The organism is Pseudoalteromonas rubra, assembly GCF_000967655.1.
GTDB classification, from domain to species: domain Bacteria; phylum Pseudomonadota; class Gammaproteobacteria; order Enterobacterales; family Alteromonadaceae; genus Pseudoalteromonas; species Pseudoalteromonas rubra_A.
Genome location: NZ_JXYA01000016.1, coordinates 169,959 through 196,288, shown reverse-complemented (window position 1 = coordinate 196,288; position 26,330 = coordinate 169,959). Strand labels below are relative to the sequence as shown.

18 protein-coding genes and 1 pseudogene are annotated in these 26,330 nt (G+C 43.5%); 11 read left to right on the top strand and 8 right to left on the bottom strand.

Features of this window, described 5'->3' with window-relative positions; genetic code table 11:
• The first annotated feature begins 57 nt into the window (after positions 1 to 57).
• The 4 genes and pseudogenes from TW77_RS08135 to TW77_RS08130 all read left to right on the top strand — a co-directional run bounded on the left by TW77_RS08135 (position 58) and on the right by TW77_RS08130 (position 7,742).
• On the top strand, positions 58 to 6,324 hold the full coding sequence (locus TW77_RS08135; RefSeq protein WP_046004462.1) for an ATP-binding protein: 6,267 nt from the start codon (positions 58 to 60) through the stop codon (positions 6,322 to 6,324).
• Positions 6,325 to 6,367: 43 nt separating this feature from the next.
• Positions 6,368 to 6,679, top strand: coding sequence for a hypothetical protein (locus TW77_RS25110; protein WP_156158625.1), 312 nt, complete (start codon positions 6,368 to 6,370; stop codon positions 6,677 to 6,679).
• A gap of 379 nt (positions 6,680 to 7,058) precedes the next feature.
• Positions 7,059 to 7,294 (top strand): annotated as a pseudogene (locus tag TW77_RS25760) (transposase); the annotation flags it as partial.
• Positions 7,295 to 7,403: 109 nt separating this feature from the next.
• Positions 7,404 to 7,742 (top strand): hypothetical protein, encoded by a 339-nt coding sequence (locus tag TW77_RS08130; protein ID WP_046004461.1) that lies wholly within the window; start codon positions 7,404 to 7,406, stop codon positions 7,740 to 7,742.
• Between the two features lie 72 nt (positions 7,743 to 7,814).
• Here TW77_RS08130 and TW77_RS08125 read toward each other — a convergent pair whose 3' ends face one another.
• On the bottom strand, positions 7,815 to 9,626 hold the full coding sequence (locus TW77_RS08125; RefSeq protein ID WP_046004460.1) for a hypothetical protein: 1,812 nt from the start codon (positions 9,624 to 9,626) through the stop codon (positions 7,815 to 7,817).
• A gap of 654 nt (positions 9,627 to 10,280) precedes the next feature.
• On the opposite strand from TW77_RS08125, the gene TW77_RS08120 reads away from it, so the two are divergent.
• The 5 genes from TW77_RS08120 to TW77_RS08095 all read left to right on the top strand — a co-directional run bounded on the left by TW77_RS08120 (position 10,281) and on the right by TW77_RS08095 (position 16,648).
• Entirely contained in the window at positions 10,281 to 11,321 is a 1,041-nt protein-coding gene (locus TW77_RS08120) for an efflux RND transporter periplasmic adaptor subunit (protein WP_162197950.1), read from the top strand.
• 16 nt (positions 11,322 to 11,337) lie between these two features.
• Positions 11,338 to 14,391 carry an efflux RND transporter permease subunit gene (locus TW77_RS08115; protein ID WP_046004458.1) on the top strand — a complete coding sequence of 1,018 codons (3,054 nt, stop codon included), beginning with the start codon at positions 11,338 to 11,340 and terminating at the stop codon, positions 14,389 to 14,391.
• The gene (locus TW77_RS25400) at positions 14,391 to 14,681 is read left to right on the top strand and encodes a hypothetical protein (RefSeq protein WP_046004457.1); all 291 of its coding nucleotides are present in this window, start codon (positions 14,391 to 14,393) and stop codon (positions 14,679 to 14,681) included. Before TW77_RS08115 ends, TW77_RS25400 begins: the two co-directional genes overlap by 1 nt.
• Positions 14,682 to 14,983: 302 nt before the next feature.
• Entirely contained in the window at positions 14,984 to 15,679 is a 696-nt protein-coding gene (locus TW77_RS08100) for a hypothetical protein (protein WP_046004455.1), read from the top strand.
• A gap of 117 nt (positions 15,680 to 15,796) precedes the next feature.
• Positions 15,797 to 16,648: a GNAT family N-acetyltransferase gene (locus TW77_RS08095; protein WP_046004454.1), complete on the top strand. Its 852-nt coding sequence runs from the start codon at positions 15,797 to 15,799 to the stop codon at positions 16,646 to 16,648.
• A 45-nt stretch (positions 16,649 to 16,693) separates the two neighbouring features.
• Here TW77_RS08095 and TW77_RS08090 read toward each other — a convergent pair whose 3' ends face one another.
• The 3 genes from TW77_RS08090 to TW77_RS08080 form a co-directional block, all read right to left on the bottom strand.
• Positions 16,694 to 17,125 carry a hypothetical protein gene (locus tag TW77_RS08090; RefSeq protein ID WP_046004453.1) on the bottom strand — a complete coding sequence of 144 codons (432 nt, stop codon included), beginning with the start codon at positions 17,123 to 17,125 and terminating at the stop codon, positions 16,694 to 16,696.
• Between the two features lie 104 nt (positions 17,126 to 17,229).
• Complete coding sequence (locus tag TW77_RS08085; protein WP_082078876.1) at positions 17,230 to 18,066, bottom strand: CvfB family protein; 837 nt, start codon at positions 18,064 to 18,066, stop codon at positions 17,230 to 17,232.
• 2 nt (positions 18,067 to 18,068) lie between these two features.
• A complete protein-coding gene (locus TW77_RS08080) occupies positions 18,069 to 19,400 on the bottom strand; it encodes a DEAD/DEAH box helicase (RefSeq protein ID WP_046004451.1) in 1,332 nt (443 codons plus the stop codon).
• Between the two features lie 237 nt (positions 19,401 to 19,637).
• Here TW77_RS08080 and TW77_RS08075 point away from each other — a divergent pair, with 237 nt between their 5' ends.
• Both TW77_RS08075 and TW77_RS08070 read left to right on the top strand, forming a co-directional pair.
• Positions 19,638 to 20,624 carry a rhodanese-related sulfurtransferase gene (locus TW77_RS08075; RefSeq protein WP_046004450.1) on the top strand — a complete coding sequence of 329 codons (987 nt, stop codon included), beginning with the start codon at positions 19,638 to 19,640 and terminating at the stop codon, positions 20,622 to 20,624.
• A gap of 346 nt (positions 20,625 to 20,970) precedes the next feature.
• Positions 20,971 to 22,365 (top strand): fibrinogen-like YCDxxxxGGGW domain-containing protein, encoded by a 1,395-nt coding sequence (locus tag TW77_RS08070; protein ID WP_046004449.1) that lies wholly within the window; start codon positions 20,971 to 20,973, stop codon positions 22,363 to 22,365.
• Between the two features lie 239 nt (positions 22,366 to 22,604).
• Here the strand turns inward: TW77_RS08070 and TW77_RS08065 are convergent, their stop codons facing one another.
• The 4 genes from TW77_RS08065 to TW77_RS08050 form a co-directional block, all read right to left on the bottom strand.
• Positions 22,605 to 23,693, bottom strand: a complete 1,089-nt coding sequence (locus TW77_RS08065) for a tetratricopeptide repeat protein (protein ID WP_156158624.1) — start codon at positions 23,691 to 23,693, stop codon at positions 22,605 to 22,607.
• Between the two features lie 99 nt (positions 23,694 to 23,792).
• Positions 23,793 to 24,188, bottom strand: a complete 396-nt coding sequence (locus TW77_RS08060) for a glutaredoxin family protein (protein WP_046004448.1) — start codon at positions 24,186 to 24,188, stop codon at positions 23,793 to 23,795.
• 131 nt (positions 24,189 to 24,319) lie between these two features.
• A complete protein-coding gene (locus TW77_RS08055; RefSeq protein WP_046004447.1) occupies positions 24,320 to 25,612 on the bottom strand; it encodes a polysaccharide biosynthesis C-terminal domain-containing protein in 1,293 nt (430 codons plus the stop codon).
• Between the two features lie 79 nt (positions 25,613 to 25,691).
• Complete coding sequence (locus tag TW77_RS08050) at positions 25,692 to 26,258, bottom strand: TetR/AcrR family transcriptional regulator (RefSeq protein ID WP_046004446.1); 567 nt, start codon at positions 26,256 to 26,258, stop codon at positions 25,692 to 25,694.
• Positions 26,259 to 26,330: the final 72 nt, after the last annotated feature.

Below are 26,330 nucleotides of genomic sequence, written 5' to 3'. Positions count from 1 at the left end.
GGCCAACTCAATGTATAACATCTAACGATTATACGGAAGAATAATAAGGGAAAGCTTTTGAACCACGAGGATAAAGTTAGATATCGAAATGATGGTGATGATTTTCACATTGTTTGGACTGCAAGGAGGGCACTAAAGCTACTAGATCCTGCTTCCAAACTAGTCGCAGTAGCTGTAGAAGGTATTTCTAATAAAGAGACTGGCAATAGTGTAATACATGGTGGGCTTTTAGGAATAGATACAGCTCTTTATTATGGAAGTGAAGCCATTGACGAAGCCGAGAAGGTTGAATACTGTCAGTTAAAATATTCTACAACTACTCCAAAAAAAGCTTGGTCTGCGCAAGAAATATCTGAAGTAATAGAGTACTTTGGTGCCAGATACTTAGAGTTGATAGATGAGTATGGCAAAGAGCTTATCCATAAAAAAGTACGCTTTCAGTTTGTTACCAATAGACCAATTTCAACAAATATTGTCGAGGGATTGTATCACTCTGATGCAACAGCAAAGCATGCAATTAATGCTAGAAACACTTTGAGGGCTGCTAGTCGAACTAAAAATCGCTTTCCATCGTTTATTAAGCTTTTAGATTTACATGGGCATAATGATAATAGACATGAGCAATCTAACCAGTTGAGCGCGTCCTTAATTGGCATGACAAGTTCTCATGATCCTGATGTTGAAATTAGACTAAAAGATTTAATTCACTCGAAAACTCTATCTGATACCAGAGATGATCCCGTAATCAGATTACCTGAACTTTTACTTAAATTTGGTGTTGATGATAAAAGTAGCTTGTTGCCAGCTCCTTCAGAAATAGAAGAAAATGGAGCATTTTTTTCTAGGACACAAGAAAAAGATTTAGTAACCTCAATTCATAACAATCGGTTGACGGTTTTGCATGCTGAGGGAGGCATTGGAAAGTCCGTAATTGTCTCGCAGTTAGCTAAGGCTCTACCTGTTGAATTTCATTGTGTAGTTTTCGATGGTTTTGGTGGAGGGAGCTACAGGCAAGAGACATCTCCTAGGCATAGATTTGATTTTGGGCTAATTCAAATCGCAAATGAACTGGCTTATGCAGGCTTATGTGACCCTATTATTCCTATATCAGGTAGTGAAGATCACAGAGTATTTAAAAAATTCACTCTAAGGTTAGAGCAATCAATAACGTCATTAAAAGCTAGCTCACAAAACTCAAAGCTTGTTCTTGTCTTTGATGCGATAGACAATATAGTAATGGGAGCTGAGCTTGCTCATGACACGTCTTTTGTAAACGCAGTACTGAATGAAATAGGAGTAAAAGACGTTCACATCCTAGCTGTTGCAAGAACTGAGCGCCTAAAATGTCTGCCCTTACCTCAAAAAAGTCATTCGATACAACTTAACCCTTTCACTCTAGATGAAACAAAGCGTCATGTATTAAGCCGTTTAAATAAAGTAGACGATTACTCGATACAGGAGTTCCATTCATATACAAGAGGTGTACCAAGAGTCCAAGCCTATTATCTAGAGCGTGTTAAAAATAAAAAAGAACTCTTAAAAATTATTAGGGGAGACATAAAAAGCTCAGATGAACTTATCGGGGATGAAGTTCAGTTAGCACTGAACGAAATTAAAAAGTTTAGTGACACTCCTGAACAAATAAACTTACTTTGTATCGCTCTTGCTGAATTACCTCCGCTAGTACCTATACATATTTTGAGTAATGTTGCTGGTGTAGATGAACAGAGGGTTAAGAGTTTCATTAATGATCTGAAGTATCCGCTAAGAATTTCAGATGATGGAGTGCAGTTTAGAGACGAACCAGTGGAAACTTGGTTTAGGAATAACTTTAATGCGGAACATAAAAACTTTGAACAGTTTGTATCAGCACTTACAGATAAATCGTTCAATGACCCGTATGTTGCGACTACATTTCCAAGGCTATTATTCCAAGTTGGGCATTTTGACGAGCTAGTCCAACTTTCTTTGGGAGATAATTTAGACTTTGATGATCCAATAATTAAAAGGGAAACTTTTAAACGCCGGATAGAATACTCGCTTAAGGCTTGCCTAGTAACAAAAAAATATGATTTAGCTTGTAAGTTGTTGTTTAGATATAGCGAGGAAGTGGAAACAACAGATCGCCAATCACAATTTATTCAAAAAAATTACGCGCTGCTGTCGGTGTTGGCTTCAAGTAGTAAAGTGGCGGATGTACTGTTTAGAAAACACAAAGACGATTGGTATGGTATTGAACAAGGCCGAAAAGCGGCCATTATGTCTCCTCATGAGGTTTTACATTCGGAGTGCCTTCAATCTTTAGAAATGGCAGAAGCTTGGCTTCAAGACTACTTTAATAAACCGAAAGAAGAATTTCATCGAGAAGAATTTGACTCTCAAGATATTGCCGCAATTTGTTTCGCGATTTTATTTATCCGAACACCAGAAAGTGTTGTAGATTATATTGCCAGGTGGAAACCTAAACTATTTCAAACTCAATGTTCCTACAAGTTAGGAATAAATCTATTGATGCATTCTCCTTTTCCTGACTCAGCTTTTTTTAAAGTTGCTGAGGCCGCAATAGATGAAATGCATATTCTTATTGGGCTAATTGTTGCTGCTGATGAACACCAAGTTAGTTTACCAAAAGCTATTTTGTCTCAATTGTCAAAGCAGTTGTCACATTTTGATGGGGAGATAGAGTCTTGGCATAGAAGTGCAGCTGTTATTTTAGCTGAAAATATGTGCCATGAGAGTGGGAGCCCAACGCTATCGATTCTTTTAGAGAAATATGCTTGGCCTTTACAGGATGGTTACTTTGCAAGTTATGGTGAGACCTTTGACGTTAAAGAGTGGGGAATGCGCTTCTTCAGTTTAGCATCATCGTTTAAAGGCGTAGATTTATCTCCAGAAGCTATTCTGCTACCTAAAGAAAAAATGAGGAACTCTGATAATTATGACAAAGCGTATGAAAAAGTAAGCAGGCAAATCGAATACTTTGGGCGAGTATATGAAATTAGAGCCAAATTATTATTTGGAACAATTGATAAGGCTCAAGCTTTCGGCTTGTTTGAGTCATTACTGAGTACAATTCGTAGCAACTGTTACATGCTGAAACACAGCTATGACTTAGATGCTAATAGTGTTGTGGCATTTTTGACGAAAGCTGTATTTAGTGCGATGTGTAATAGTAAAGAGGTTGATTGCGGCGAACTAACTAAGCTTCTAGAACAAATAGAGTCGATAGAGCTCTTTCAGCCAGCTTCAATTAGGGTCGAGTTAGCTAAATATCTATGCCAATTCTCAAGTAGTGAAGAAGTTTCCGTTTATATAATGGAATTACTGGCTTCAGCATCAGAACGTTTGAGCGACTTTTTAGAATCAGCTAGTGATAAAGCGCAAACTTATGCAAATATTTCAAAAGTTGCATTGGTTGTTAGCCATGAAGATGCAAATGCGTATTTAGATATAGCGTTTGAAGCATTAGAGCAACTAGATCATAACTCACGAGAAATGCTCGATGCTTGTTGTCTATTAGCTAATGAAGTAGGGGCTGATACTGTGTCTAGGCCAGAGGATGCTTATAGGCTTGCAAGAGTTGCTGAATTGATTCATTCAATGAACGATCATAAATTTCCATGGGGAAGCATTGTTAAATCAATTACCTATTTATCCCCTGAGTCAAGCTTGGCAATTATTAGTCGATGGCGAGAGCGTAAGGTTGGTTGGATAGAAGAAAATATTGAAGTAGCTACTAGATATTTAGCCGAAATAAAGGCTGCTTCGCCTAGTATGATTTGTGCGTTAGAAGTTTATGGAGAGCATTGGGATTATGCCAAATATTTCAGCTTATTACTTCATGGCGCTTCTTCTTTTGAAGAGCGTGAACGCATATATAATTTATTAATTAGTGACGTTAAAAGCGATAGAAAAGAGTTCTCTACAGAGGTCAGCAAAGGTATTGAGAGTGTTGTAAAAGAATTTCAGCTACCTTCGTTCAATTTTGAAGAAATAGCAGCTCGAAGGGAAGGTAAGAAAAAAGAGCAATATACTTCTCATAATTCGCAAAGGGAATATCGAAAGCCTAAGAGCGTTGAGTTTCCTGCTTATTTTAATAATTTCCTGGAATCGTTTTCGTTTGATGATGAACGGAGTCTTTTAAGTCTAATAAATAGACTAGAACATGAAGATAAACCTCGAAGTTGGAATTGGGCTGACGTATTTAGTACGTTAAGAGCAAAGTTAACTGTTAGCCAGAGAGCTAGATATTTTCAATCTCTTAGTGAGTGTAATGATGTTGATCACGATGAATTATTAAAAGAAATAGACGTTTGTTGTCACATGTGGAAAGCATCGCCAGCAGTAAAAAAACTCATACCAAGAGTGATTGACGGTTTTATCCAGCAAAGAGGTGTTGATATTGTTGGTTCATGGTATATGGCCAATAGAAACATCGAAAATCTAGCTGCTCTTACACAACAAAGCGAAGCTGAAATATTCACTAAAATCCTAGGCACGATAACCAGCCATATTGATGCCCTACCGAGTAATAGTTTGCAATACTTACTCAGACAGCTATACCAATATTTTAAAATTGATAATAAAGAAGATGTTCTGCGGTTCGTTTTACAAAGGTTTGAAAGGTACTGTGGTGGTGATGTTGCGGATGGCAATTGGAGGAATGAGCTAACTCCTCCTAGCAATATGGAAAGCTCAATTGCAGGCTTTATATGGTGTGGCTTAGCCTCACCTGAGAGTGAATTTAGGTGGCGCTCGGCTCATATGATTAAGCGTCTTTGTTATTTACAGCAAGAAAAAGTAATTATAGCTTTGTTTGACTTATTAAAAGGTGGGAGTCATACAGCATACCGCGATAATCGCTTGCCATTTTATAAAATGCATGCGGAAATGCATTTTTTGATGGTTGTTGCCAGAGAGGTTCATAACTATCCGCTATTTTTTTCTCAGTATTCTGATACGATTTTCAAGTTTGCGACAGAAGGTGAACCGCATGTTTTTATTAGAGAATACGCTAAGGTTGCAGCATTGGTACTATATGATTTTGATAATGACTTATATACGCCACAACAAGTAGACCTTTTAAGCCAAATAAATACCTCAGTATTTCCTAAGGCACAAGAACCTAAAACAAGGGCGTATAGGAGAACCTCTATTGGGAAGGAGGAATCAAATTTCCATTTTACAAATGATATGGATAGATATTGGTTCCCCAATTTAAGTGATGTATTTGGTTTTCCTACTACCGAAATAGAAAAAATGGCTTCGGACTTAATTGTTGGATGGGGAGGTAGTAGTTCATGGGTTTGGAAAGATGATCTTAGGGCTAAACAACAACTTTATAGTGGTGAGTCTCATTCTACTCACGGCAGCTACCCAGAAACAGATCGTCTTAGTTTCTACTATGGTTTGCATGCAATGGCGATAGTTGCAGGGCAGTTGCTAGCTGAGCATCCTGTACTAGAAGACGATTATGATGGTGAACGCTTTGAATCTTGGTTAAACCGCCATATCGTTAGTGTAGATACTTCTAAATGGCAAGCAGATCGTAGAAATGGTTGCCCATTGCCAAAGCGTCCTTGGATGGGGAAAGAATATAATGATGAAGATTGGAAATGGGCTGTCAGTAATCAAGATTTCATGGATATTCTTTTACCAGAAAGTGATTTTATTCAGCTATATAGTGAGATTGTGTTTAGTGGTGAGTACGGAAAATCCGAAAGAGTCCATATAACAAGTGCTTTAGTTACTCCTAAAAGCTCGCTCGCACTTATAAGAAGTTTGCAGCTAGAGCCCAATCATCACATCTACTCAATTCCACTGCTTGGACAAGATAGCCACGACCAAGAGAATCATGTTCCTGACTTTAATATGAGTGGGTATATAAACAGAAGGGAAAGGGAATATGGGATCGAACAGTTTGATCCAATGGCGGGAGATATTGATTATCCACCTGTTTCTATAAGTTCAGATGTTGTTAACCAATGTCAACTTGTAGAAGTTGAAGACGGAGTTTGGTCTAGAAATGGAGAAACTGAACCTGCTTTTATCGCTGAAATTTGGGGAAAGTGGCATAGGGATAAGCGAGATAGGGGCAAAGGAAAAGGTGAGCGGTTAATAGCAAATATAGATGAGCTATGTAGTTGTTTGAAAATTATAGGAAAAGATATTGTTATAGAAGTTGTCATTGATAGGGATAATGGTAGAAACGATGGCTATCCTGACTATCAATATGATGACTACGTGAAAATTTTTGTGCTTAAAGCTGATGGATATTTGTATGAACTTAGACGCTGTACTCTTATTGGGTCAAAAATTAATTAAAGAGTATGAGTTAGAATAAACTAACGATACTTTATCAAAGTGGATGATTAACTATCTTGCTGAGCTTCTTTTGAAATGTGAAGAACAAACTGCAACTAATGAAGAAAAAAAGGAATGTTGCGATGTGATTTTAGAGTTATGGAAACATAAAAACGAAGTTTTCAAATATAGAGAACCATTGAAAATGACACAAGAATTAATCTCTTCTCTAGATAACGTATTTAACCCAAATCCCTATCGAGGTTATGAAGAATCAGATGAATGGCTTACTTTGGCAAATAAAACTGAAAGTATATCTCGTAGAATAAAGCAGTTTTATATATCGCTCTTTATCAGAAGTTGTCTCTCACGATAAAGAATGGCAAAAATTAAAAGTTGCGCTGAAACTTGATGATGATACGGAAGCTCAGTTTATTGATAAGATTAATACTATTAAAGATGAGTTTGAAGATCGTAGTGGTGATTTATTTGATGAATTAACTGCGAAGACCAAGGAGTTTGTTAACTTAGCTCAAAAAATCACGGGTTAACAGTTATAACTCATTTAGTTCTTATAATTGTTTGAGATAACATTTAAGTGCCGTATTCAGAGTTGCTCGTTGCGTTGTTTCCTAAATCATTGAACTAATCTAGCATTGTGTGATCAGATCTCAAAAGCAAGTTGTTTGTGCAAGCGAAGTGCAGAGCTGGCTGTTCATTAAAGACCAAATACCATTACTTCCGGAGGCTTTGATATCGTGGTTGATAGTACTGGTTTGAAGGTATACTGAAACGGCGAGTGGCACGCAAGAAAACACGGCGCAAACAAACGCCGGACATGGCGAAAGTTACATCTGGCCATTGAAGCAAATACGCACCAAATCGTGGGGCTGAGTTATCTACAATCTCCGTAGCTGATTCAGAAGTTCTTGGCGACTTACTCAGACCATTGCGCAGGAAGGTCAGCTCGGCAAAAGCGGATGGCGCATATTATTGTCGACAGTTCTAATTCTCGAAGAGTACACAATAATTGTAGTCTCTAATGCCAAAGAGAGAACCCTGCAATACGAATGGTCAGAGACAAACATGGATAAGCCTTTATGTGGATGCTGATATTTTTATCTTTAGCCTATATGGTTATTGCTGGCCTGATTGTCTTAGTTGGTTATAAGAAATCTGAAAATATTAGCTTAAAGAACAAAATGTCATTGCGAAGTGGCCTGTTAGCTTGCTTTTTTAGCCCTGCATTTATTTGGGTGTTTCCGTTTTCTTTTCCAGCCCCTGCAATTATTGCGATGGCATTAAGCGTGGTAAGTCTTTTCACAACTGAGCCATCAAGGCTTATGATCGGAACACTGGCCTTCGCATTTGTACCTTTTTTACTATTCTGGTTGGTTTATTTTGGCGTGTATAAGCTGATTTTAAGGTTAAGAGGATAGTAAGAAGCATACCCGAAACCCAGAAGTTACATAGAAACAAAGCGGCCTGTCGGCCGCCAAAAAGTCTCAGGGCTATTTAAACATTGTCTGGATCCGGTCACGCTCTTTGATTGTCGCATAGCTGGTGAAGTGAGCAAACAGGTTCATTAAGGGCGCTTCCATATGAGTTGCAAATAAAACCATATTAGGAAACTGATCGGCCAAAGGTGTGGGCGGATAGAGTTTTGGGTGTTTTTTACGAACGCCTGAAAAGTGCGCCGTGTATGAGTCTAGTTTGGCCCTTACATCGGGTTTTAGCGTTGCTTCAAATGTTTTATTCGGGCCATAGTGGATCAACAGCCACTTAATGGTGCGAGGTTTAATGTTAAACCAGGTATTTTCCATCACCTCTATGGCGTCGTTGAAGTAAACCGCAGGCCTGGTGTAGTTGTCCATGCTGTCCCATAGTTGTTGTAAAAATGGCTGGAAAAGTGCCGAGTCAAATATCTGGTTGTGTCTGAAGTAACGAATGCCTTGCCCCTGTAACTGGGCTTCAGTGAGGTTGGCATATTGATGATAGCCAGTAGGCAGACCTGCTTTATTACCTGTGTGCTGGTAGGGGGTATATCCAAATAAAGTGGGCAGCCATATATCAACCACAATATTCCAGCTGTTGTCTGAGTTATCCGGATCACGGTAAACACTTTGCAGTGCGTTTGAGAACGACAGCACCTGATCAATGTCGTCAAAGGCAAGCAGGTTGGCGATAACATTGTCTTCAATGCCACCGCCATCGGCAAAGCGCGCAGCCACACCCGGCTTTTCCTCAGCAACATCTGCCGCTGACCAGTAATTATATTTAGGATCTATGCCATCCATTCCTTGAATGGCCGTTGCAAAAAACGCGCTGCTATTGGCGGTAATATCAGCCAGCGAAAACGCTGAGACCTGATTGTCATTATTCAGGGGCAGTTTGGCATTGATGTTGGACTTAGCCGAGGAGGTGAGTTTAGTGTCAAAACAATAACTTGACACTAAACCGCCACCAACCTGTTGTAAATCAGTAGCCGTCGTTTCCACAGTACCTAAGTCGTCAGCAAAGATGCCTGTTGCGATAGCGGTGCACTGGACGGGCGCCAACATATCACCGGTTTGCGGGTTTGTATTCGGGGTAATAAATGCGGCTGTATTGCACAAATGGAAGGGTCGTTTTATACGCCCCTCACTTTGCTGATAAGTGTGCACTGTGTCAGGTAACCCCGGGTTCTGTGCTTTTATGTATGCTGCATCTGCCTGACTATACGCAAACCATGCGGTTTCTATGACTGGCGTCATAAGTCCGTCGAAATGAGTGGAAGACAGTCCTGATGGTTCCAGAATGTTCTTTGCTATTTGATAATTCCAGATCCGGTTGTTTGGAAAGTATGGGTTAACATATAACTTTCCAGCCGAATACGCCATGTTATCCCACTTAATGCCATCCAGAGTGACGGTTGTGCCGAGATAGCCCGATGGTGCGTAATCTAGAGTACTTAATGTCAGCGTGGAAGGATCTTCCACAAAAGGGCCGAGAAAAGTTGCATCGTCGATGTGATCGGGCAGATAAGTAAAAGGTACAACAGCCCAGCTGCCACCAGATACGGTTGAAACTGCCCGTGCCTGACCAAGTACCCCCATATCGTTGAGTGCGCGCATCTGACCGAGTGCTGCAATCATGGCTATGGAGCCGCCACCGGAAAAGCAAATGCCGACGTTACCAGGCGTATTACCCTGAGTAATGAAATCTGTGGTTTTATTACTGGTCTGGGTTGCCAACCACTTACCGCTAACCTGAACGTCAGACCATTTACGTTTGCGCCATGTGGGATCAGCTTTGGTTTGGTCATTTGGGATTTGTTCGCTCATCTCAATTCCTCGTTGATTTAGGTTCTACCGCTCGTCGCGCTAAACCATAGTCAAGGTTAGCCATTTACTAAATTACAGTGGATTACATTTGTTGACCCTATTCTGGGTGAATAACGTTTGGTCAGTTTTAAATAGTTGAACATGCCGCGCTGCAACCCTTTGGTTCGTACCGCGGCAGGACTAGGTTGATACTATTGGCTGATGGGTAATAACGGAGGAACTCATACTCAATTAACCGAGCGTACCAGCTGTTACCAAAGCTTTTTGCCACTTTACGTGAATGCGTTTCTAGTAGTCCAAATATGTACTTATCATTTTGTTTGTGTATAGTTCACGCACCGTTAAAGTATAAAAACAACAAGTATAGAGGTATTTAATGGCCAAGTTTTCTCATCCTTTTTCATCAACTTACACCATCATGACTGAGTTTGATGTTCTTTTGGTAGTCGCAAAGCGCTAGTGAACTTGCTACCACAGTTCAGAGCAAGTAACCGAAGTGTAGTCAGATGTTCCGCAATCTTAAATATAAAAGTGACTGCGCGAAGTTAATCTAACCGTCATATGTTGACGATTGCTCGACGACTGATGAGCCTACTTACGAAAGGACTGTATTGAACCATGTCTATCGACCTTATTTTAAAAGGAGTTATCACCGTGAAATTTCAAAACATCGCACTGATTTGCTGTTTGTTAAGCGCAATGAATATCTTTGCCGAAGAAGGCCAGGGGGTGGCTGTCTTTGTGGAACAAGCAGAGGAAGTCGAAAACGGGGCGATATCGTCTCTATCATGTGAATTTATGTCGCAGCGGACCTTTGTGTTATCTGCTGCGGTTGATGCTGAGTTAACGTCAATTTTGCCCGTTGGCAGCCAGGTCAAAAAAAACCAACTGGTCGCGAGCCAGGACAATTTCTACGTACAAAATGAACTACAACAAAAACAAATTAAACTAGAGCAAAGACGACACGACCTGGCATTCCACCAAAGTGAGTATGAGCGCCGTAAAAACCAAGGTGAGCACGTTTCTCCTTCAGAATTACACCGGCTCAAATGGCAGGTTAAAACCAGTATGGCGGAAATCGCCTTGGCAGAGAGTGAAATTGCAAGGCTATCCCGGGATAGTGAAAAAGCACAATTGCGCGCACCTGGGGATTTCGAAGTAGAGCGTCACTTAAGCAAATTGGGTCAGTTTGTGAGTCGCGGAGAGCCGGTTGCACAATTAAGCCCATTGAGTGATAACGAAGTCGTGTGTGATATGCCGCTTTCATTTGCCACTCATGGCACCTATGAGCAGGCTAGCTTCTCATATAACCGCCAACCACTCAAACTCAAGAGAGTGAGTAACGTGGTCAATACAAACACCCAGAGTAAGCGAATTTACCTTAACGAGCCAGACGGTTCAGCGCTCGATGTTGGTCAGCGTTTAAGTGTTGAAATGGTGCATACCACGCAGCAGAAGTTATTTCGTATCTCTGCCGACGCTTTGAATTTTGACTTGGATGGCAGTTCCTATGTTTGGGCGATTGATGATAACAAGTCTGCATCGCGCGTTGAAGTAAACATGGTCGAGGGTACGTCATTTAATGCCAGGACGACGGTTTCTGGTGCCTTAACCCATGGTATGCGGTTAGTCGTGCGGGGCGCCAACATGTTGTCTGACGGCGAAACGGTTGAACTTGTGAACAGTACTTTGTAGTGGGGCAAATTAGTTAATGAATGCGTTAAAAAAATATCAGGTGCCTATCTTATTTATTGCGGCCCTGTGCTTAGTCATTGGCATTATGAGCTCACAGCGGGTTGCTAAAGTGCTATTGCCCGAAATGAAGTTGCCAGAGATAGGCCTGGCAGTCACCTGGCCCGGGAAGTCGATCAGCGAAGTTGAAAAGTCTCTGATAATACCACTAGAAAGAGAGTTAGCAGGGATAGCTAACGTGAAGAGTACCGTGTCCTGGGTCGAAAAGGGTCAATCCTGGACAAGCGTCACTTTTCACAGCAACACGGATATGGCCAAAGCCTATTCGGAGATCCAAACTAAAGTAAACCAAGTGCCCAATTGGCCTTTGGAAGCGCCTAAACCTTTGATTTTTGACTTTAGTAACGGTGCCAGTTCGACTTTGGCGTCGTTTTTTCTTCATGCTCGCGACGATGTGCCTACCGTAGACTTTATTGAAGTCTTCAAAGATGAAGTAGAACCGGCGCTTATCGGAATTAAAGGGGTTGCAGCGGTCAAGGTGCCGAATCAAAGTACTCGCTTGCGCTTAAATATCCTGTTTGATGAACAAAAATTAGTACACAACAATGTGACGATCGATGAGGTAATTACCGCACTGGATGAGTTGTATGACCAGTCGGGAGACAAGCTACACCTGGGTAAACGTGCTTATCAGATGGTGTTTAAAGGAGAAGAAAAGCTCGCGCAACTTGGTGAAGTGATCATCAAAGCGAACGGGCAACAGCTAGTACGCGTTAAAGACGTTGCCACCACGGAAATCATCGAGGACGAAGAGTGGCTGCCTACTTCCTATAACGGCAGATCTGCCATGTTTTTCTTTATCCAGCCGACTAGCGACGTTGATGTACTTGAAACGATCAGTTTGGTGAAAGAGAAGCTGGTGGAAATGAACCAAAAACTCGAAAAAAGAAGTGGCTTTAGAGTGGATCTGCGCATGGATAACTCACTGGCTATTATCGACTCGATCAAGTTCATTTCGTTCAGTTCAATGCTTGGCCTGGCGTTGGCTTGCATCGCTATCTTTGCGTTTATTCGCAATGTGCCGTCGATTGGATTGGTGTTTGCCAGTGTGCCATTCTCCCTGTCGATTGTCTTCATTGCGATGTGGGTTGCGGATAAACAATTGCATTTGATCTCGTTAGCCGGGATCTCTTTATCCGTGGGGCTGATAGTGGATGCCTCCATCATCACCATCGAAAGCATTCAACGAGAATTAAAGCGAAAATTCAGTTTTGAACATATGTATAAAGGCTTGATGAGAGTACGCTCTGCACTGATCTCTTCAACATTGACCAGTGTTTTAATCTTTATCCCCATCGTGCTGATGAGCTCAAAAGAGGGGCAGTTGTTTGAAGATCTCGCTTTTGTGATTTCAATTGCGTTAGTGGCTTCTTTGGTTTATTCACTCTATGTACTGCCTGCTCTGTGCACCGCATTCAATATTGAGAATCGATATGAAATTAAATCGCAAGAGACAAAGTCATACAAGTTTGTGACCTTATTGAGCAATCCCGCTTTGGCGATGGGGTCTATTGTACTTGGTGTGCTTTTCACTGTGTGTTCGGTGATGTTTTTCAGACCTGAACTCGATGTTCTGCCAAACCCGCAGGTGAGAGATGTAACTGCGTTTGTTCGATTTGAAAAGAACTTATCGGCCAGGGCCATCGAACGCCAAGTGGCAGACCCTATTAACAAGGCCATTCTGAGCTCCATCGAAAATAATACGGCACCGGAATTTGATTATTTCACGCAACGCTGTGTTGCCAGAGGTTGTTTCTTGAATTTTGCCACAAATAAGAATATTCCCGTTGAGATTTATGATGACTGGCTGAATAGCACTATCCTCGCATCGATTGTTGGGGTCCGTGGTAGCGCTGAAAAAGAAGCACTACTTGAACTTGCTCTACCTAACCACAGAGCCATTGAAGTTGATTTAGTTGGCCCTGAGCTGTCGACCTTAACCCGTGTCGGTGTTGAACTCATGGCGTACTTAACTGAAAAGTTGCAAGGTGCCGAAGTCTTTGAGAATAGTGAAATTGTCAAAAGCGATGTAGTGATTGAGTTCACGCCAGAAAAAGAGAAACTGGCATTTGTAGACATGAGTGTTCAGCAACTTAATAACTACTTAGTCGCCATGAGTTATGGGTATTACATTGGTGATTACTTTAACCAAGGCCGGGCAGTTGCTGCCTATGTTAAAGGTCGTGAGGTGACATCAGTTGATGACTTGCTGAGTCGTCAGGTGATCACTCCCGATGGTAACTTGCGAAGGTTAGGTGAATTAACGCAAGGGGCAATGAAGCCAACGGATTCATTGATTATGCGTGTTAACAGCGAGCAGGTCGCTTCGCTGTATATTGAAGCCCCAGAGACAATGCCAATTGGCAAGTTTATCACCATTCTAAAAGGCCATGTTGCGGACTTTTTCGAGCAAAAACAAATTTTTGATGTCGCTGTACAATACCGAGGCAGCACCGATGATATGGGCACATTCATGAGCGAATTTGCGCAGATATTGGCTATCTCAATTGTGATCTTATTCGGTTTGATTTGGTGGTTTATTAAGTCCGTTAAAGCAACGCTTGTGGTGATGCTCAGCTTGCCAATTTCAATGGCGGGTGGCCTGTTAGCCGTGTATTTATTTGGCCTAATTCGGTATCAAAACCTGGATATGATCACCATCATTGGCTTCATCATGCTTATGGGATTGGTGATCAATAATGGCATCCTATTGGTGTCTTCCTTTATGGATAATTTGGCTTTGTCCGCATCCCGAATCGAAGCCATTAGCAGCGCTATCACACATAGAAAGAGAGCGATTCTGTTAAGTACGCTGACCAGTATTGTGGGCATGATGCCCTTGCTACTGCCTGGCGCGACGAGCTCCGAAATATACCAAGGTTTGGCGGTTGTTATCATAGGCGGCATGTTGACCAATATAACGCTCGGCCTGCTGCTTATGATTGCTTTGCTTTCCTTACCCTGGGTTACAAGCCAACAGGGCGCAACACAGCTAATACGCAAAAGCGCTTGATGAGCTCATTTGTTGCGGTGATGGGGTGCGTCAGTGGGTTAGTAAAAGGCTCACTGATGGCAACTCGTTCATGTGGTGGTTGTATCTATGGTATGGTTATTTTTATGTCTGGAAATAAGGGGGGAGTTGTGAGCTATATACAGGTTTATATGTCGGTTATGCTCTTTGCGTTTTTGGTCTGCTTTGTGGTCACATTGTTTAAGAGGCAAGCTCAGCGACCTAAATTTGAGCAAAATGCTCAGGCAACCAAAGACGAAAACAAGAAGCCGACTATCATGCATGGGCTATGACGAAACTCTTGCCAGAAAATTAGAACACAATCCATTATTTCAGTCTGTGTATAGTGACTGTGAAAAAGCGCAGACAGAGTTTTCCAGAAACCCTGGCGCTTTTTCAGCGCTGATTATGGATATTATGTATGTTGTAAATCGCCACGCAATCAGGCACAGAGAAATCGACGCAAATCTATGGTCAGGCATCATAATAAGAAAAATGTTTCCTGAGCGGTATAAGTAGCTAGGATTATCTCGCGCACAGGCAAATGGCCAGCTTGGGCTAATGTGTTGCCAGTAGAATCTAATAAGGAGAGAATTTGCTAGTCGCATTTGTTATCGCTATGGCAGGGTTAGTCATCTTATTGGTCATGGAAAAGGGGTTTTCCAGGCAGTCTCAGCCAAAGCCAAACAATGAACTTACAACCCTGTCTGTTGCTTCGAGAACGATAACCAAACGGATTGTGAGTATAACACCCAATGAGTCAGGGGACTTGATTGTACAATTTCCAGATAACGAGTATCGCGTGCTTAGCTTAAGTATCCCCAGGGAGACTTTTGGCTGGGAAGCGCTTGACTATCCCCGTAACGCAAAGAGATTTACGTTTACGCCAGAAAAAGTATCCTTAGAATTTGGTGGTGAGCTGGACGCGGACTATCTGTTTCTTAATTCAAAGCGAATAGAGCCTGAATTGCTTGAAAAACAGTGGCTCGGGCTTTGTTGCAGAAATCAGGCACCGACGAATCGTCATCCAAGGCATCATGTTTTTTCTGTGTCTATAGCGCCTTTCAATGAAAAGCTCTTTGCTATCAGCCAGTCGATAGGAGGGGGGATTGCAGACACCGGGGGCGGACGAAGTTATACACTGGAAGAACTGTTAGCCTGGCCGAACTGGAAAGTCCACTTTGAACTTTCGGGCTGCTCATGGGCAATCTCAGTCATCGAAAATAGCCAAGATAGAAAGGCGATGATAAATACGTTGATAACAGAGGCCTGTAAAAGAAATGGCATGTAAACATGAATGAGAGACAGAATGCGCTCCCAGCTAATCGGACTTCCTTTTCCTCTCAGGCCCGCTATAGTGCGGGTATATCCGTAAGTCAGATGTGGGTTCACATCAAGGAGCTAATTTATGAGTAACACCTATACAATCCGCACTATGACTCGTGACGAGGTCGACCTGGCAATCGAGTGGGCCGCGCTGGAAGGCTGGAACCCGGGGCTTGAAGATGCGCAAAGCTACTATCAGGCCGACCCAGAAGGGTTTCTGATTGGCTTGTTGAATGATGAACCAATCGCAGTCATCTCGGCCGTCAAATATGATGACGCATTCGGGTTTATCGGATTTTACATAGTAAAGCCTGAATATAGAGGACAGGGTTTTGGATTGGAAATATGGCAGGCTGCTATGACCAGACTGGCCGGATGTAATATTGGCCTGGACGGTGTGGTTGAACAGCAGGAAAACTATAAAAAGTCCGGTTTTTCTCTGGCTTATTCAAATCGTCGCTATCAGGGCTGCAGTCACAAACTGGCCGTTCAAAGTGCGTTAGACTTGGAAGACCTCGATGCCTTACCGTTCAGTACAATAACGCAATTTTTTGAGCCGTTTTTCCCGGTACAAAGGACCGGCTTTTGGCATGCCTGGCTAACACAGAGTAATGCAAAGTCTGTTGGTGTGCTGATTGACGGACAATTGCAGGGGGCTGGGATTATCAGGCAGTGTCGGGAAGGCTATAAAATTGGTCCTTTGTTTGCCCAGAATACCCAGCAGGCTGAGGCAATAATTGGCGCATTGAGCTCACAAGTTGCGGATGATTGTGCGGTATTTCTGGACGTACCTGCATGTCATTCAGCGGCGGATGAGCTTGCTCAAAAGCTCAATATGACTCCGGTGTTTGATACAGCACGTATGTATACGCAAGAAATGCCTGATATAGGCGTAGACCAAACGTTTGGCGTAACATCGTTTGAGATAGGGTAGTCAAATAGTCTAAACGGCGCACATCAGTGCGCCCATCATATCAGATCACAGGCTGATGCTGTGTCTTAACGTTACTTCACACGGTTCGCCATCGCGTCCGAACGCTGACTGAATGAACAACTCATCACCTTGCTTCAGGTTCGTCAGGATCGCTTTCGTTGTGTCATAACGACGTTTAGCAACCTGATCGTTGAAATTAGTCGAGCTATCTTTGTTAACATCGTAGTAGATGTTACAACCACCCGTTGCACCGTCATTGGTCGTCCACGAAAAGTTGATGTTGTAGTTAGAAACACTGTAGTTAAACTTCGCGTTCTGGTTTTGTGAATAAGCATCACCAATGTTAACCGTTGTCCAACGTGCTTGTGGTACGCCCGGACGAGGTTGTTCTTCGATACTGACTCCCAAAGAAGCAGCCTGTGCTGCACCAGTAAGCGTAAGGGTTGCTAAAATTAGTGATGTTTTTAGAACTTTCATTATAAATTTCCTTATGTATATGAGACGCGCTCGTATCCAAATGACAAGCGCGTTTGCATATTAGGGAAACTTAAGTTAAATGTAAAATTAAAATTGCATTAATTTTATTTTTTGTTTTTTAAAAGTGAGATTGATGTGGCTTCAATCTGGATCTTCTCTTGTTTGAACAAACCACCAATGGCCTTTTTGAAGTTGGCTTTACTGGTAGAGAAGGTTTTTTTGATAAGCTCAGGATCTGACTTATCACCCAGTGGTAAAAAGCCGTTGTTTTCCTCGAGCTTTTTAAGGATCTGTTCACCCAAGTCTGAGATCTTATCCATGCCAGGTTTTTCGAGTAACACGTCAATTTTGTCGTCTTCATGAACCTGCTTGATATAGCCGGTCATGCGCTGCCCTATGTACATACGTTTAAACACGGTATTAAAAAACACCATGCCAAAGTGTTGCTCGTTGACGATGACCTTATAGCCCAGGTCGGTTTTAGCGGCGACAATTAACTCAACCTGCTCAAACTTTTTGTACTGTGCAGGCGTCTTGTTTACAAATTTTCCAAGGTTACTGGAGGCACATAAACGCTTGCTGGCGTTGTCCAGATACAGCTTAACCAGGTAGCTGTAGCCTTCGCGCATTTTTGGCTTCTGTTCGTTATAAGGCGCTAATACATCTTTGCTAATCCCAAGATCTAAAAACGCACCGACCTTATTAATTTGCTTGGCACGGAGCAGGGCAAACTCACCTAATTGAGCAAGTGGCTTTTGGGTGGTTGCGCAGGGGTGTCCCTGGTTGTCGCTGTACACAAACACTTCAACATTGTCGCCGGCTTCAAGGTGATCAGGCAGCTCTTTGAGTGGCAAAAAAACGTCGCCATGCTCTTTGCCATCCAGGTATGCACCTTCGGCACAAATCTCTTCGATCATTAAAAATTGAGTAGTACCTAGCATGTTTATTCCTCGGTTGGCTTTTTAGGTTTTCTTCTTAGTGGCGCGTGTCCGTCGACATCAAACGGTGCCGGAATGGCTTTTTTCGCTTGCTGTGGCTTACGTTTAAGTGGCCGTTTTGCCTTTGCTTTTGTTTCTGTAGGCTTGCGCTTAGCACCTGGCTTAGGTTTAGCCACTTTGGGTTTAAAGCCTTTAAACTTTGCTTCAAGCCCTTCAACGGACTGAAACTGAACTGACTCCTTAAGATAAGCTGCAATGGCTTCGTAGCTCTTCCAGTCTTTAGGCCCAACAAATGAAATCGCATCGCCTTTAAACCCAGCCCGGCCAGTACGCCCGATCCGGTGAACATATTCTTCCGCTTGTTTTGGCAAGTCGAAATTGATGACATGAGAAACATTAAGTAAGTCCAGACCGCGAGACGCAACGTCTGTGGTAACTAACACCTTATAAAGGCCACGGCTGAACGCATCCATGATCTCCAGACGTTTGCTTTGTGGCAAATCGCCTGCCAGTGCAACGGCTTTAATGTCCATGTCATTGAGCATGTCACTGAATCGGTTGGTATCCTGACGCGTGGCGGTAAAGATAATACATTGCTTTACATCACCTTGTTGTACAAAGTGCTTTAGCAGGGCTTCTTTGTGATCCAGGTGGTCGGCAAAATACATTGCCTGACGAATATCATCATGCTTTTCGTTGCTGCCACTGAGCAGGATGCGCTTGGGTGATTTGAGCAGATCTCTGGACGTGATTTCAATCTGAGCATGCTCAAGCGTTGCTGAGAATAGTAAGGTCTGACGAAGTCGGTGATCGGCCGCCTGGTTAATGGTCGACAGTTGCTTTTCAAAGCCCAGGTCCAGCATACGGTCAGCTTCGTCGAAGATCAGGAGCTCAAGGCCATGAAGCTGCAAGCTACGTTGTTCTATATGGTCCGTGATCCGGCCCGGTGTACCAATCACAAAGTGGGGGTCTTTGCGAAGCGCTTTAACCTGATCATTAAAGTTCTCACCGCCGAGCACTTTTGTGCACGACATAGCGGTGCCGGCAATGAGTAACCGGCACTGGTTAAACACCTGAGTAGCCAGTTCTCGCGTAGGTGCAACGATCAGCACGCGAGGATCTCGCTTGCTAAGTGCTTTTTGTTTCATTACGCGCTGAACTGCTGGGAGCAAAAATGCCAGAGTTTTTCCTGAGCCGGTTTTTGACTGTGCAAAGGTATCGTGCCCGGCAAGGGCGGTTGGGATGGCCTGGGCCTGGATCTCGGTAGGGGTGGTGATCCCCTGGTGTTCTAATTGTTTTTCAAAGCGCAGGTCAAGACCCAGTTCGGAAAATCTCAAGGTACTCTTCTCCAGTAATTATTTTCTAAAACGCAGCATTATAACAAACTAACTCTCCCAAGAACCATAACTTTACAGTGCTTAATGTCAGTTCTGTAACGGGCGCGCTCAAACGGTTTTGCAATTATCCTTAAAATCCGTAAAATATCGCGCCTGGCGCCGGATTTACGATCCGGTTATGTGCTTACACGTCGTGCTTAAGTGTAGGCTGTTTTAAAGCTTATCGAAGAGAAAGTTATGAATAACCATTTTGTTGTATGTGCAATGTACAAGTTTGTGTCTTTGCCAAATTATCAAGCGATCCGTCAGCCTTTGCTAGATGTGATGGAAGCCAATGAAGTGCGCGGTACTTTATTGCTTGCAGAAGAAGGTATAAATGGCACGGTCGCGGGTAAACGTGAAGGCATTGACGCCTTGCTAGCGTGGCTGGACAAGCAGCCAGGCCTGAACAACATAGTATATAAAGAGTCATACGACGAAACCTGCCCGTTTTACCGCACTAAGGTTAAACTGAAAAAAGAAATCGTCACCATGGGTGTGCAGGGCATCGATCCTAAAGAAGTGGTGGGCACTTATGTTAAGCCACAGGACTGGAATGCACTGATCTCTGACCCAGACGTGGTATTGGTTGATACCCGTAACGATTATGAAATCGAGATTGGCACATTCAAAAACGCCGTTGACCCCAATACTAAAACTTTCCGTGAGTTCCCGGCGTGGGCCGAGAAAAACCTCGACCCGGCAAAACACAAGAAAGTGGCCATGTTCTGTACCGGTGGTATTCGCTGTGAAAAATCAACGGCATATATGAAAGAGCAGGGCTTTGAAGAAGTCTATCACCTTGAAGGCGGTATTCTTAAATACCTGGAAGACGTGCCAAAAGAAGAGACCATGTGGGAAGGCGAGTGCTTTGTATTCGACAACCGCGTTGCCGTTGATCACGACCTGAACAAGGGTTCTTACGAGCAATGCCACGCTTGTCGTATGCCAATTACCGAAGAAGAAATGCAGCGTCCTGAATACATGGAAGGGGTGTCATGCCACCACTGTTACGAGCACGTGACTGAAGAACAAAAAGCCCGTTTTGCTGAGCGCCAGAAACAAATTGAACTGGCAAAGCAACGTGGTGAAGGCCATATCGGCCATGAAGCGCAAGAAACGCTGCGTGCTCGTAAAGAGCAAAAACAAGCAAAGAAAGAAGCGCAGCGCGCTAAATCGGCGTAATCGCTCTGAGCAACCAATAATGAAAAAGCCAGCGTCATGCTGGCTTTTATGTTTTTGTTATCCGTTAACCAGATTACTCCCTCTTTTGTCATGATCCCTGCGCCTGATAGGCGGAATTGTTGTACCTTTGTGGCTGATTTGCACAAAACCAATCCTAAATAATTACCTTCATAATTTAAAAAATAAAATAGTATTGAATCAAATCAAGGTATGTGTAGATAATATGTGCTTCAATTCAAGCATCGTGGTGAACCCAGGATGAACTTGACTATTAGGTAACCTTATTAGCAATAAAGGTTACCCACAAAAACAGCTCTACATAATATGACCCACAAAGGACTTTTATATGTTTAAGAAAACTCTACTCACCTGTTGTATTCTTGCTGGTGCTTCTGCACAGGCGTTTAACCTGGCAGAGATCACAGTGACAGATCAAAGCGTGGCTGTTCCCAAAACAGCACAACAGGTCCTCGTTACTGGTGTGGCAAGTTTAAACGATGCTGAGCCGGGCAATGTGATGGTATCAGACAATGGCGATGGTACTGTGTCGGTACGATTTGCTGAGTGGGATTATCTGGATGGGACTCACCAAGGCGAAACGGTATCTACACTTACGCTTGATAAAGGCCGTCATGAAATGGCGGATGGGTCAATATGGGAAGTGGGCAGTATTGAGGTTGGCACTTCACAAAAAGCGTTTCGCTTCACTCAGCAGTTGCCGCAAATGCCTTACTTATTTTTGAGTGGTCAAAGTGATGCCAACCAGTCTTCTTATGTCGCTCGCGCGAGTAACGTTAATCAGCTCGGCTTTAGTGCTTATGTAGAGTACCAGGAGCAATCGGTTGCTGGTCGTGCTACCACGCAGCAGAGCATCGCATATCTGGCTGTTTATGCGCCCAATAAGGAAGGGGCGCTTGATTCAGGTGAGGCCTACAATATCGATCAAGTCGTTATGGATCACACTGGTGCTGCGTTTAAACAACACGAACTTATTTTATCGGAAGAGCAATCCAAAGACGCTGAGCTAACACACATTGAGGAAGTCGTTAATGTACTGACGATCGACGGCCACTTGTTTGCTCAGGACGTGACGTCTTACGGCTCAGACACGGTAAGTATCCGAGCAAACAAAGACGCCATCACCTTACCAAGTCCTTATTACGCTAGCTGTAATGCTTTGCTACAAAATGAACCTCAGTCTCCATCCGGGTTCTATGTGCTTGATCAGGACGGCAACGGTGTTATGCCTGAGTTTACAACGTACTGTAATATGGATGAGCACGGCGGTGGCTGGACTCTGGTTGGTTTGCGTCGAGTGGTGGGATATAACTACGCAAACAGTAACACGACGCTGGATGGTTGGTTTGAAGCTACGCAAAATATCACAAGTTTTGATGCCAACTACCATCTGACAGATGCACAGTGGGTAAACTACAAAAACAGCATGCAGGAAATGCTAATGGTGATGCCTGCGATTAATAACTACGCCATTGCCGATCTCAGCGTGTTAAACATCGCAAACTGTATTCCACTTCAGGACACACTTGGAGAGAATAAAGACAGAACCGGTGAAGCAAGATTTCGACTGTTCTGGCATGAGACATCTGGATGCTCGGGCAGCGGCACAGATTACACTATGCTGAATTATGCCAACATCTACAACTTTAACGGCGCGATGTACAAGTCAAGCAATGTCAATGGATATGCTGCAAGCCAGGTCACTTATATCTACGTCAGATAACGACTGGCAATAATGTTGGTTGCAGCTCCTTTATGGCGCTGCAATTTAAGGCATAGGGAAAGCGTTGGGATTTGCTCATGGCGCCAGCTCTGTGAACTTAGCCTGGTTACTGCCTCAAAATTGGCAGGCTACCGAGCTTTGACCAAATAGCTCAGGTTAACTGCCATGGCCAGATTGATTCAAGCGAACTGGCCGAGAGCAAGCTTAAACCCCGCTGATTGGCGCTGCACTTAAGTCGTTTACTTTGATTCAGTCTCTGTACTTTGAGACGCAAGATTTTTCCGGGCACTGAGTTTGGCAGCAGACTCAGTGCAAAAAGAACGTGCTTTAAACCAGTCAGGCAGCTTTTTTTTGACTCGTTCCGGGCGTTTGGTTGGGATAACTTCTAGCTTAACTTTAGGTGCGAGGTACCGCTTAACCAGTTGCTGCAACTTTTCACTTTCAAGTTGTTCAAACGCAGATAATAAGTTCTCCCGGGTGTCCTGAGGCAGCGTTTTGCCCAAGTTAGCATCATTAGCACTGACTAACCAAAGCAGCAGTGCTTTTTTAGATCTATCTGGGTAAGCGTCAACCAACGCCGAAATCGGGCTGATCAGGCGTTGGAAGTTGAGCGTGTGCTTCTGAATGGCGAATACAAGCAACAGGTTGGTGCCTGCGGTAATGTTGCCCGAACGTTTATCACTGGATTGGTAACCAACAAGCGCATCGCGATAGTAAGTTTCGGCTAATTCAATCTTTCCTTCGTCCAGAGCAAGTGTGCCCAGGTTATTATTTACGTTTGCGAGTGCGCGTTCGTGGTGAAGTCTCAGCGCGATATCTCGTGCTGACTGGTAGGACTGACGGGCAAGCGAATAATCGTCCATGTGTCTTGAAAGCACCGCCAGATTGATAAGCAAAGCCATTCGCTTTTTGTCAGAGAGCTTAAGTGTCAGGGCACAGGTATAAAGGTTTTTTGCTTCAGCAAGGTAACCAAGCCGTCTTAAAGCGATACCCATGGCACTTAACATGCTCGCAAGGTGTTTTTTAAAGTAAGCTTGCTCCTGCAATTGTATGAGCGCTTCCAGTTCTGTTTCAATATTGTTTAAGTTGTTCGTTGCGATGGCAGAACGGACTTTAATTAAGTGCCAGCGTACCTGTTGTGACGGGGTGAGTGCCTCAATTGAAGTGATTTGCCTGAGTAAACGGTACGAGTGTGATGGCTCAACAATAATGTAATCCTCTGCTTCTCTTAAAATATCAGCAGGAGAGCGAACCGAGGTTTGAGGGGTGGCAAAGCTGGAGAGGCTATAAAACGCGCCAATCACCAGAAATAACCAAGTTTTTTGCAAAGCATACTCCAAAAAGTGAGCTAACTGGGAGACACTCTTTAAGATAGCGCAACAAAGACGAGGCGTCTACGTAATAGGTATTCGCCTCGCGAGTGGGAGCTATAGAAAAGACTGCTCTCGCAGCGCTTTTTCTACAACACTCAGGTTGGTGCCGGTAATGACTTTGTTTCCGATGATAATTTGAGGTATATCAGCACGCTGCAAACTATCAAACAGGGTTTCGATACGCTGGTCGTCGGATTCAATATCTCTGCTCAGGTAATTAATATTATGCTGTTTAAAGTAGCTTTGAACTTGCTTACAGTACTGGCACCATTGAGTGGTATAGAGGATCACGGGCTTATCAGTACCCTCGTAGTGGGCCGATGTATCCAGTGTTAAAATATGCGGGTGGTAAGTTAATTTGGTATAGCCATATTTAAGAGCAGCGCCCAAGCATAAGCCAAACAATAGCATTACTGTCAATGCAGCGCTTTGTTTTACTTGTTGTTTCATAATTTTCCCTATTATTTTTATTAGTTCCCGAGTGCAAACTAGCAAACAGGTTAAAGTTACAAAATGGTACATATTGTGTCAATTATTTTAATGAATAATCGACAATTACCTCAGAATGAGCGATCCCAGGGTTAACCAGAGCGAATACTGTGGCTTTTTAGCGCGTGCTTTTTGGTCGATAAAAATGCCGCCCAAGTTAACAGTGAGGCGAGAAAAAGGGCCACACAAGTTGAAATTGCGGCACCGGTAATGCCATAGGTGGGGATCAATAACCAATTTAACAGGCCGTCTGTACAGAGTGTAAGTATACCGATAATCACAACATACTTGCCTTTACCTGTGTATTGTAGCCAGGTCGAAATAAACGCTGTCACAGCCCAGAAACACGAGCCAAGAATTAGGTAATGTAACGCGTCATTAGCGCTAAAAAAATCTTCTCCGAATAATTGTAATAGGTGCGAGCCCGACATAAATAGCCCACACGATAGTACCAAAACGGTGGCAAGCATGATTTTCTGCCCTTGCCATAATATGTGCTCTGCGTGCTCTTCACCTTTTTCCAGCGCCTGTCCCAGCAAGGGAACGAACAAAGCGATGACACTGACCTGGGCGACCGGGATCATGTGGGCTGTGGTAGCAGCCCCAGCATAATGCCCAACCTCATGCTCCAGTGCCAGCAGCTCGAGCATATATAAGTCCAGCTGTGAGATAGCAATGGTCACTAGCATCGCGAGCATCATGGGAATGGAGGTTGCCAGAAGCTGTGGCTGGTTGCTGACGGGCGTTATGTACGAGAAGGTGAGCAAGTCGTTATTCTGTAAAACTTTCAGCTGCCAGCTGGTAATCATCGCCAGGATCACAATGCCCGCGCCGATAATATGCCATAAATGCACTTGCTCTAACACAGCCGCCAGTATCAGGATCACCACGGTCTTGGCTAAAGGAAGCACGATGCGCCAAGGCAAATTAGCGTGAACCAGCATTTTTGCGCTTTGTAAAACCCGGCTCAGTATTGCGCCGAGTGCGATGAGCGGGATTGCAGCTGAGATCCAAAGCAACGCATGGTGATCGTTAACCGACCAGCTGCCTACGTGAAGGTAGCCACTTAAATAGGTAAATAAAAAGACTGCGAGTGATAAAGCGAATGCGATTTTACTAAAGAAGGCAACAAAGCCGCCAACTTCACGAGCTGACTTGCTCGCTAATGGCCGGGCTAAGACCTTAGGCGCGACTCTGTCTCCTCCGAGTAAAACTAATACACCACAGATGGTGGCATAAGCGTAGGCAACCTTATAGTCGCCGTACTCGTGCGTCGTCAGCGTGCGACTTAGGCTCAAATTGAACGCATAATCAACTAAAAAGCCAATAATAACGGACACGCTGAGTGTGAGTGCGCCTTTTTTCAGATACTTATCTTGTTGCACAATGTTTTGTTGTTACTTAAATGTTTATTAGTTCTAACCCATTATAGTGCAGCGGGCCAGACGATTAAATTTCACCACATTACACCGCAAAAGGTGCAGGTGTATCGAATGCAAGGGCAATATCAATACAGCGCAATGCGGCCTGCTTGTCTCCCTGCACAAACGCAGAGGTTGTTGCTCCTTCTTTGAGTAAGCACAATGCGTCAACCAGCCTGTCATTGGGTTGGGGCAGGCTGTCGGTGATAAGACGACGTACTGCAACTTTATGACTGGCGCAGCGGTCTGAAATCAGTTGATTCCGTGTTGCAGATTCACCGGCAGTATTAATAAAAAAACACCCTCTGAAATGACCAAGCTCGGTAGCGCGGTCATTAAACCAGTCATTAAGAGCATTAAATAATTGCCTGACTAAATCGGCGTTGCTGTCAGCATCCGCGAGCCTTTCCCTCAGCCACTGCAAGTACCTTTGGTCCCTGAGTGACAAAGCAGCGAGGATAAGGTCCTCTTTTGAACTAAAGTGATGATACAGGGTTTTCTTGGCAACGCCGCTGTGTGCAATGATCTCATTGATCCCAACCGTGCCTGTGCCTTTTTCGTAAAACAGCTCTAACGCACTGTTCAGTAGTAACGCTCGCTTGTCCGACATATCAGCCTCCTTCAATTTTCACTTATCTTGACATGAGTAGACAAATTTGTCTACCATGACAAGTAGAACAAT

What these genes read in the sequence shown, in the direction of transcription:
- TW77_RS25400 (WP_046004457.1), top strand. Translation starts at nt 14,391, where the DNA reads ATGAGCTCATTTGTTGCGGTGATGGGGTGCGTCAGTGGGTTAGTAAAA.
- TW77_RS08130 (WP_046004461.1), top strand. Translation starts at nt 7,404, where the DNA reads ATGTGGATGCTGATATTTTTATCTTTAGCCTATATGGTTATTGCTGGC.
- TW77_RS08095 (WP_046004454.1), top strand. Translation starts at nt 15,797, where the DNA reads ATGAGTAACACCTATACAATCCGCACTATGACTCGTGACGAGGTCGAC.
- TW77_RS08060 (WP_046004448.1), bottom strand. Translation starts at nt 24,188, where the DNA reads ATGAAACAACAAGTAAAACAAAGCGCTGCATTGACAGTAATGCTATTG.
- TW77_RS08050 (WP_046004446.1), bottom strand. Translation starts at nt 26,258, where the DNA reads ATGTCGGACAAGCGAGCGTTACTACTGAACAGTGCGTTAGAGCTGTTT.
- TW77_RS25110 (WP_156158625.1), top strand. Translation starts at nt 6,368, where the DNA reads ATGATTAACTATCTTGCTGAGCTTCTTTTGAAATGTGAAGAACAAACT.
- TW77_RS08125 (WP_046004460.1), bottom strand. Translation starts at nt 9,626, where the DNA reads ATGAGCGAACAAATCCCAAATGACCAAACCAAAGCTGATCCCACATGG.
- TW77_RS08075 (WP_046004450.1), top strand. Translation starts at nt 19,638, where the DNA reads ATGAATAACCATTTTGTTGTATGTGCAATGTACAAGTTTGTGTCTTTG.
- TW77_RS08090 (WP_046004453.1), bottom strand. Translation starts at nt 17,125, where the DNA reads ATGAAAGTTCTAAAAACATCACTAATTTTAGCAACCCTTACGCTTACT.
- TW77_RS08085 (WP_082078876.1), bottom strand. Translation starts at nt 18,066, where the DNA reads ATGCTAGGTACTACTCAATTTTTAATGATCGAAGAGATTTGTGCCGAA.
- TW77_RS08070 (WP_046004449.1), top strand. Translation starts at nt 20,971, where the DNA reads ATGTTTAAGAAAACTCTACTCACCTGTTGTATTCTTGCTGGTGCTTCT.
- TW77_RS08115 (WP_046004458.1), top strand. Translation starts at nt 11,338, where the DNA reads ATGAATGCGTTAAAAAAATATCAGGTGCCTATCTTATTTATTGCGGCC.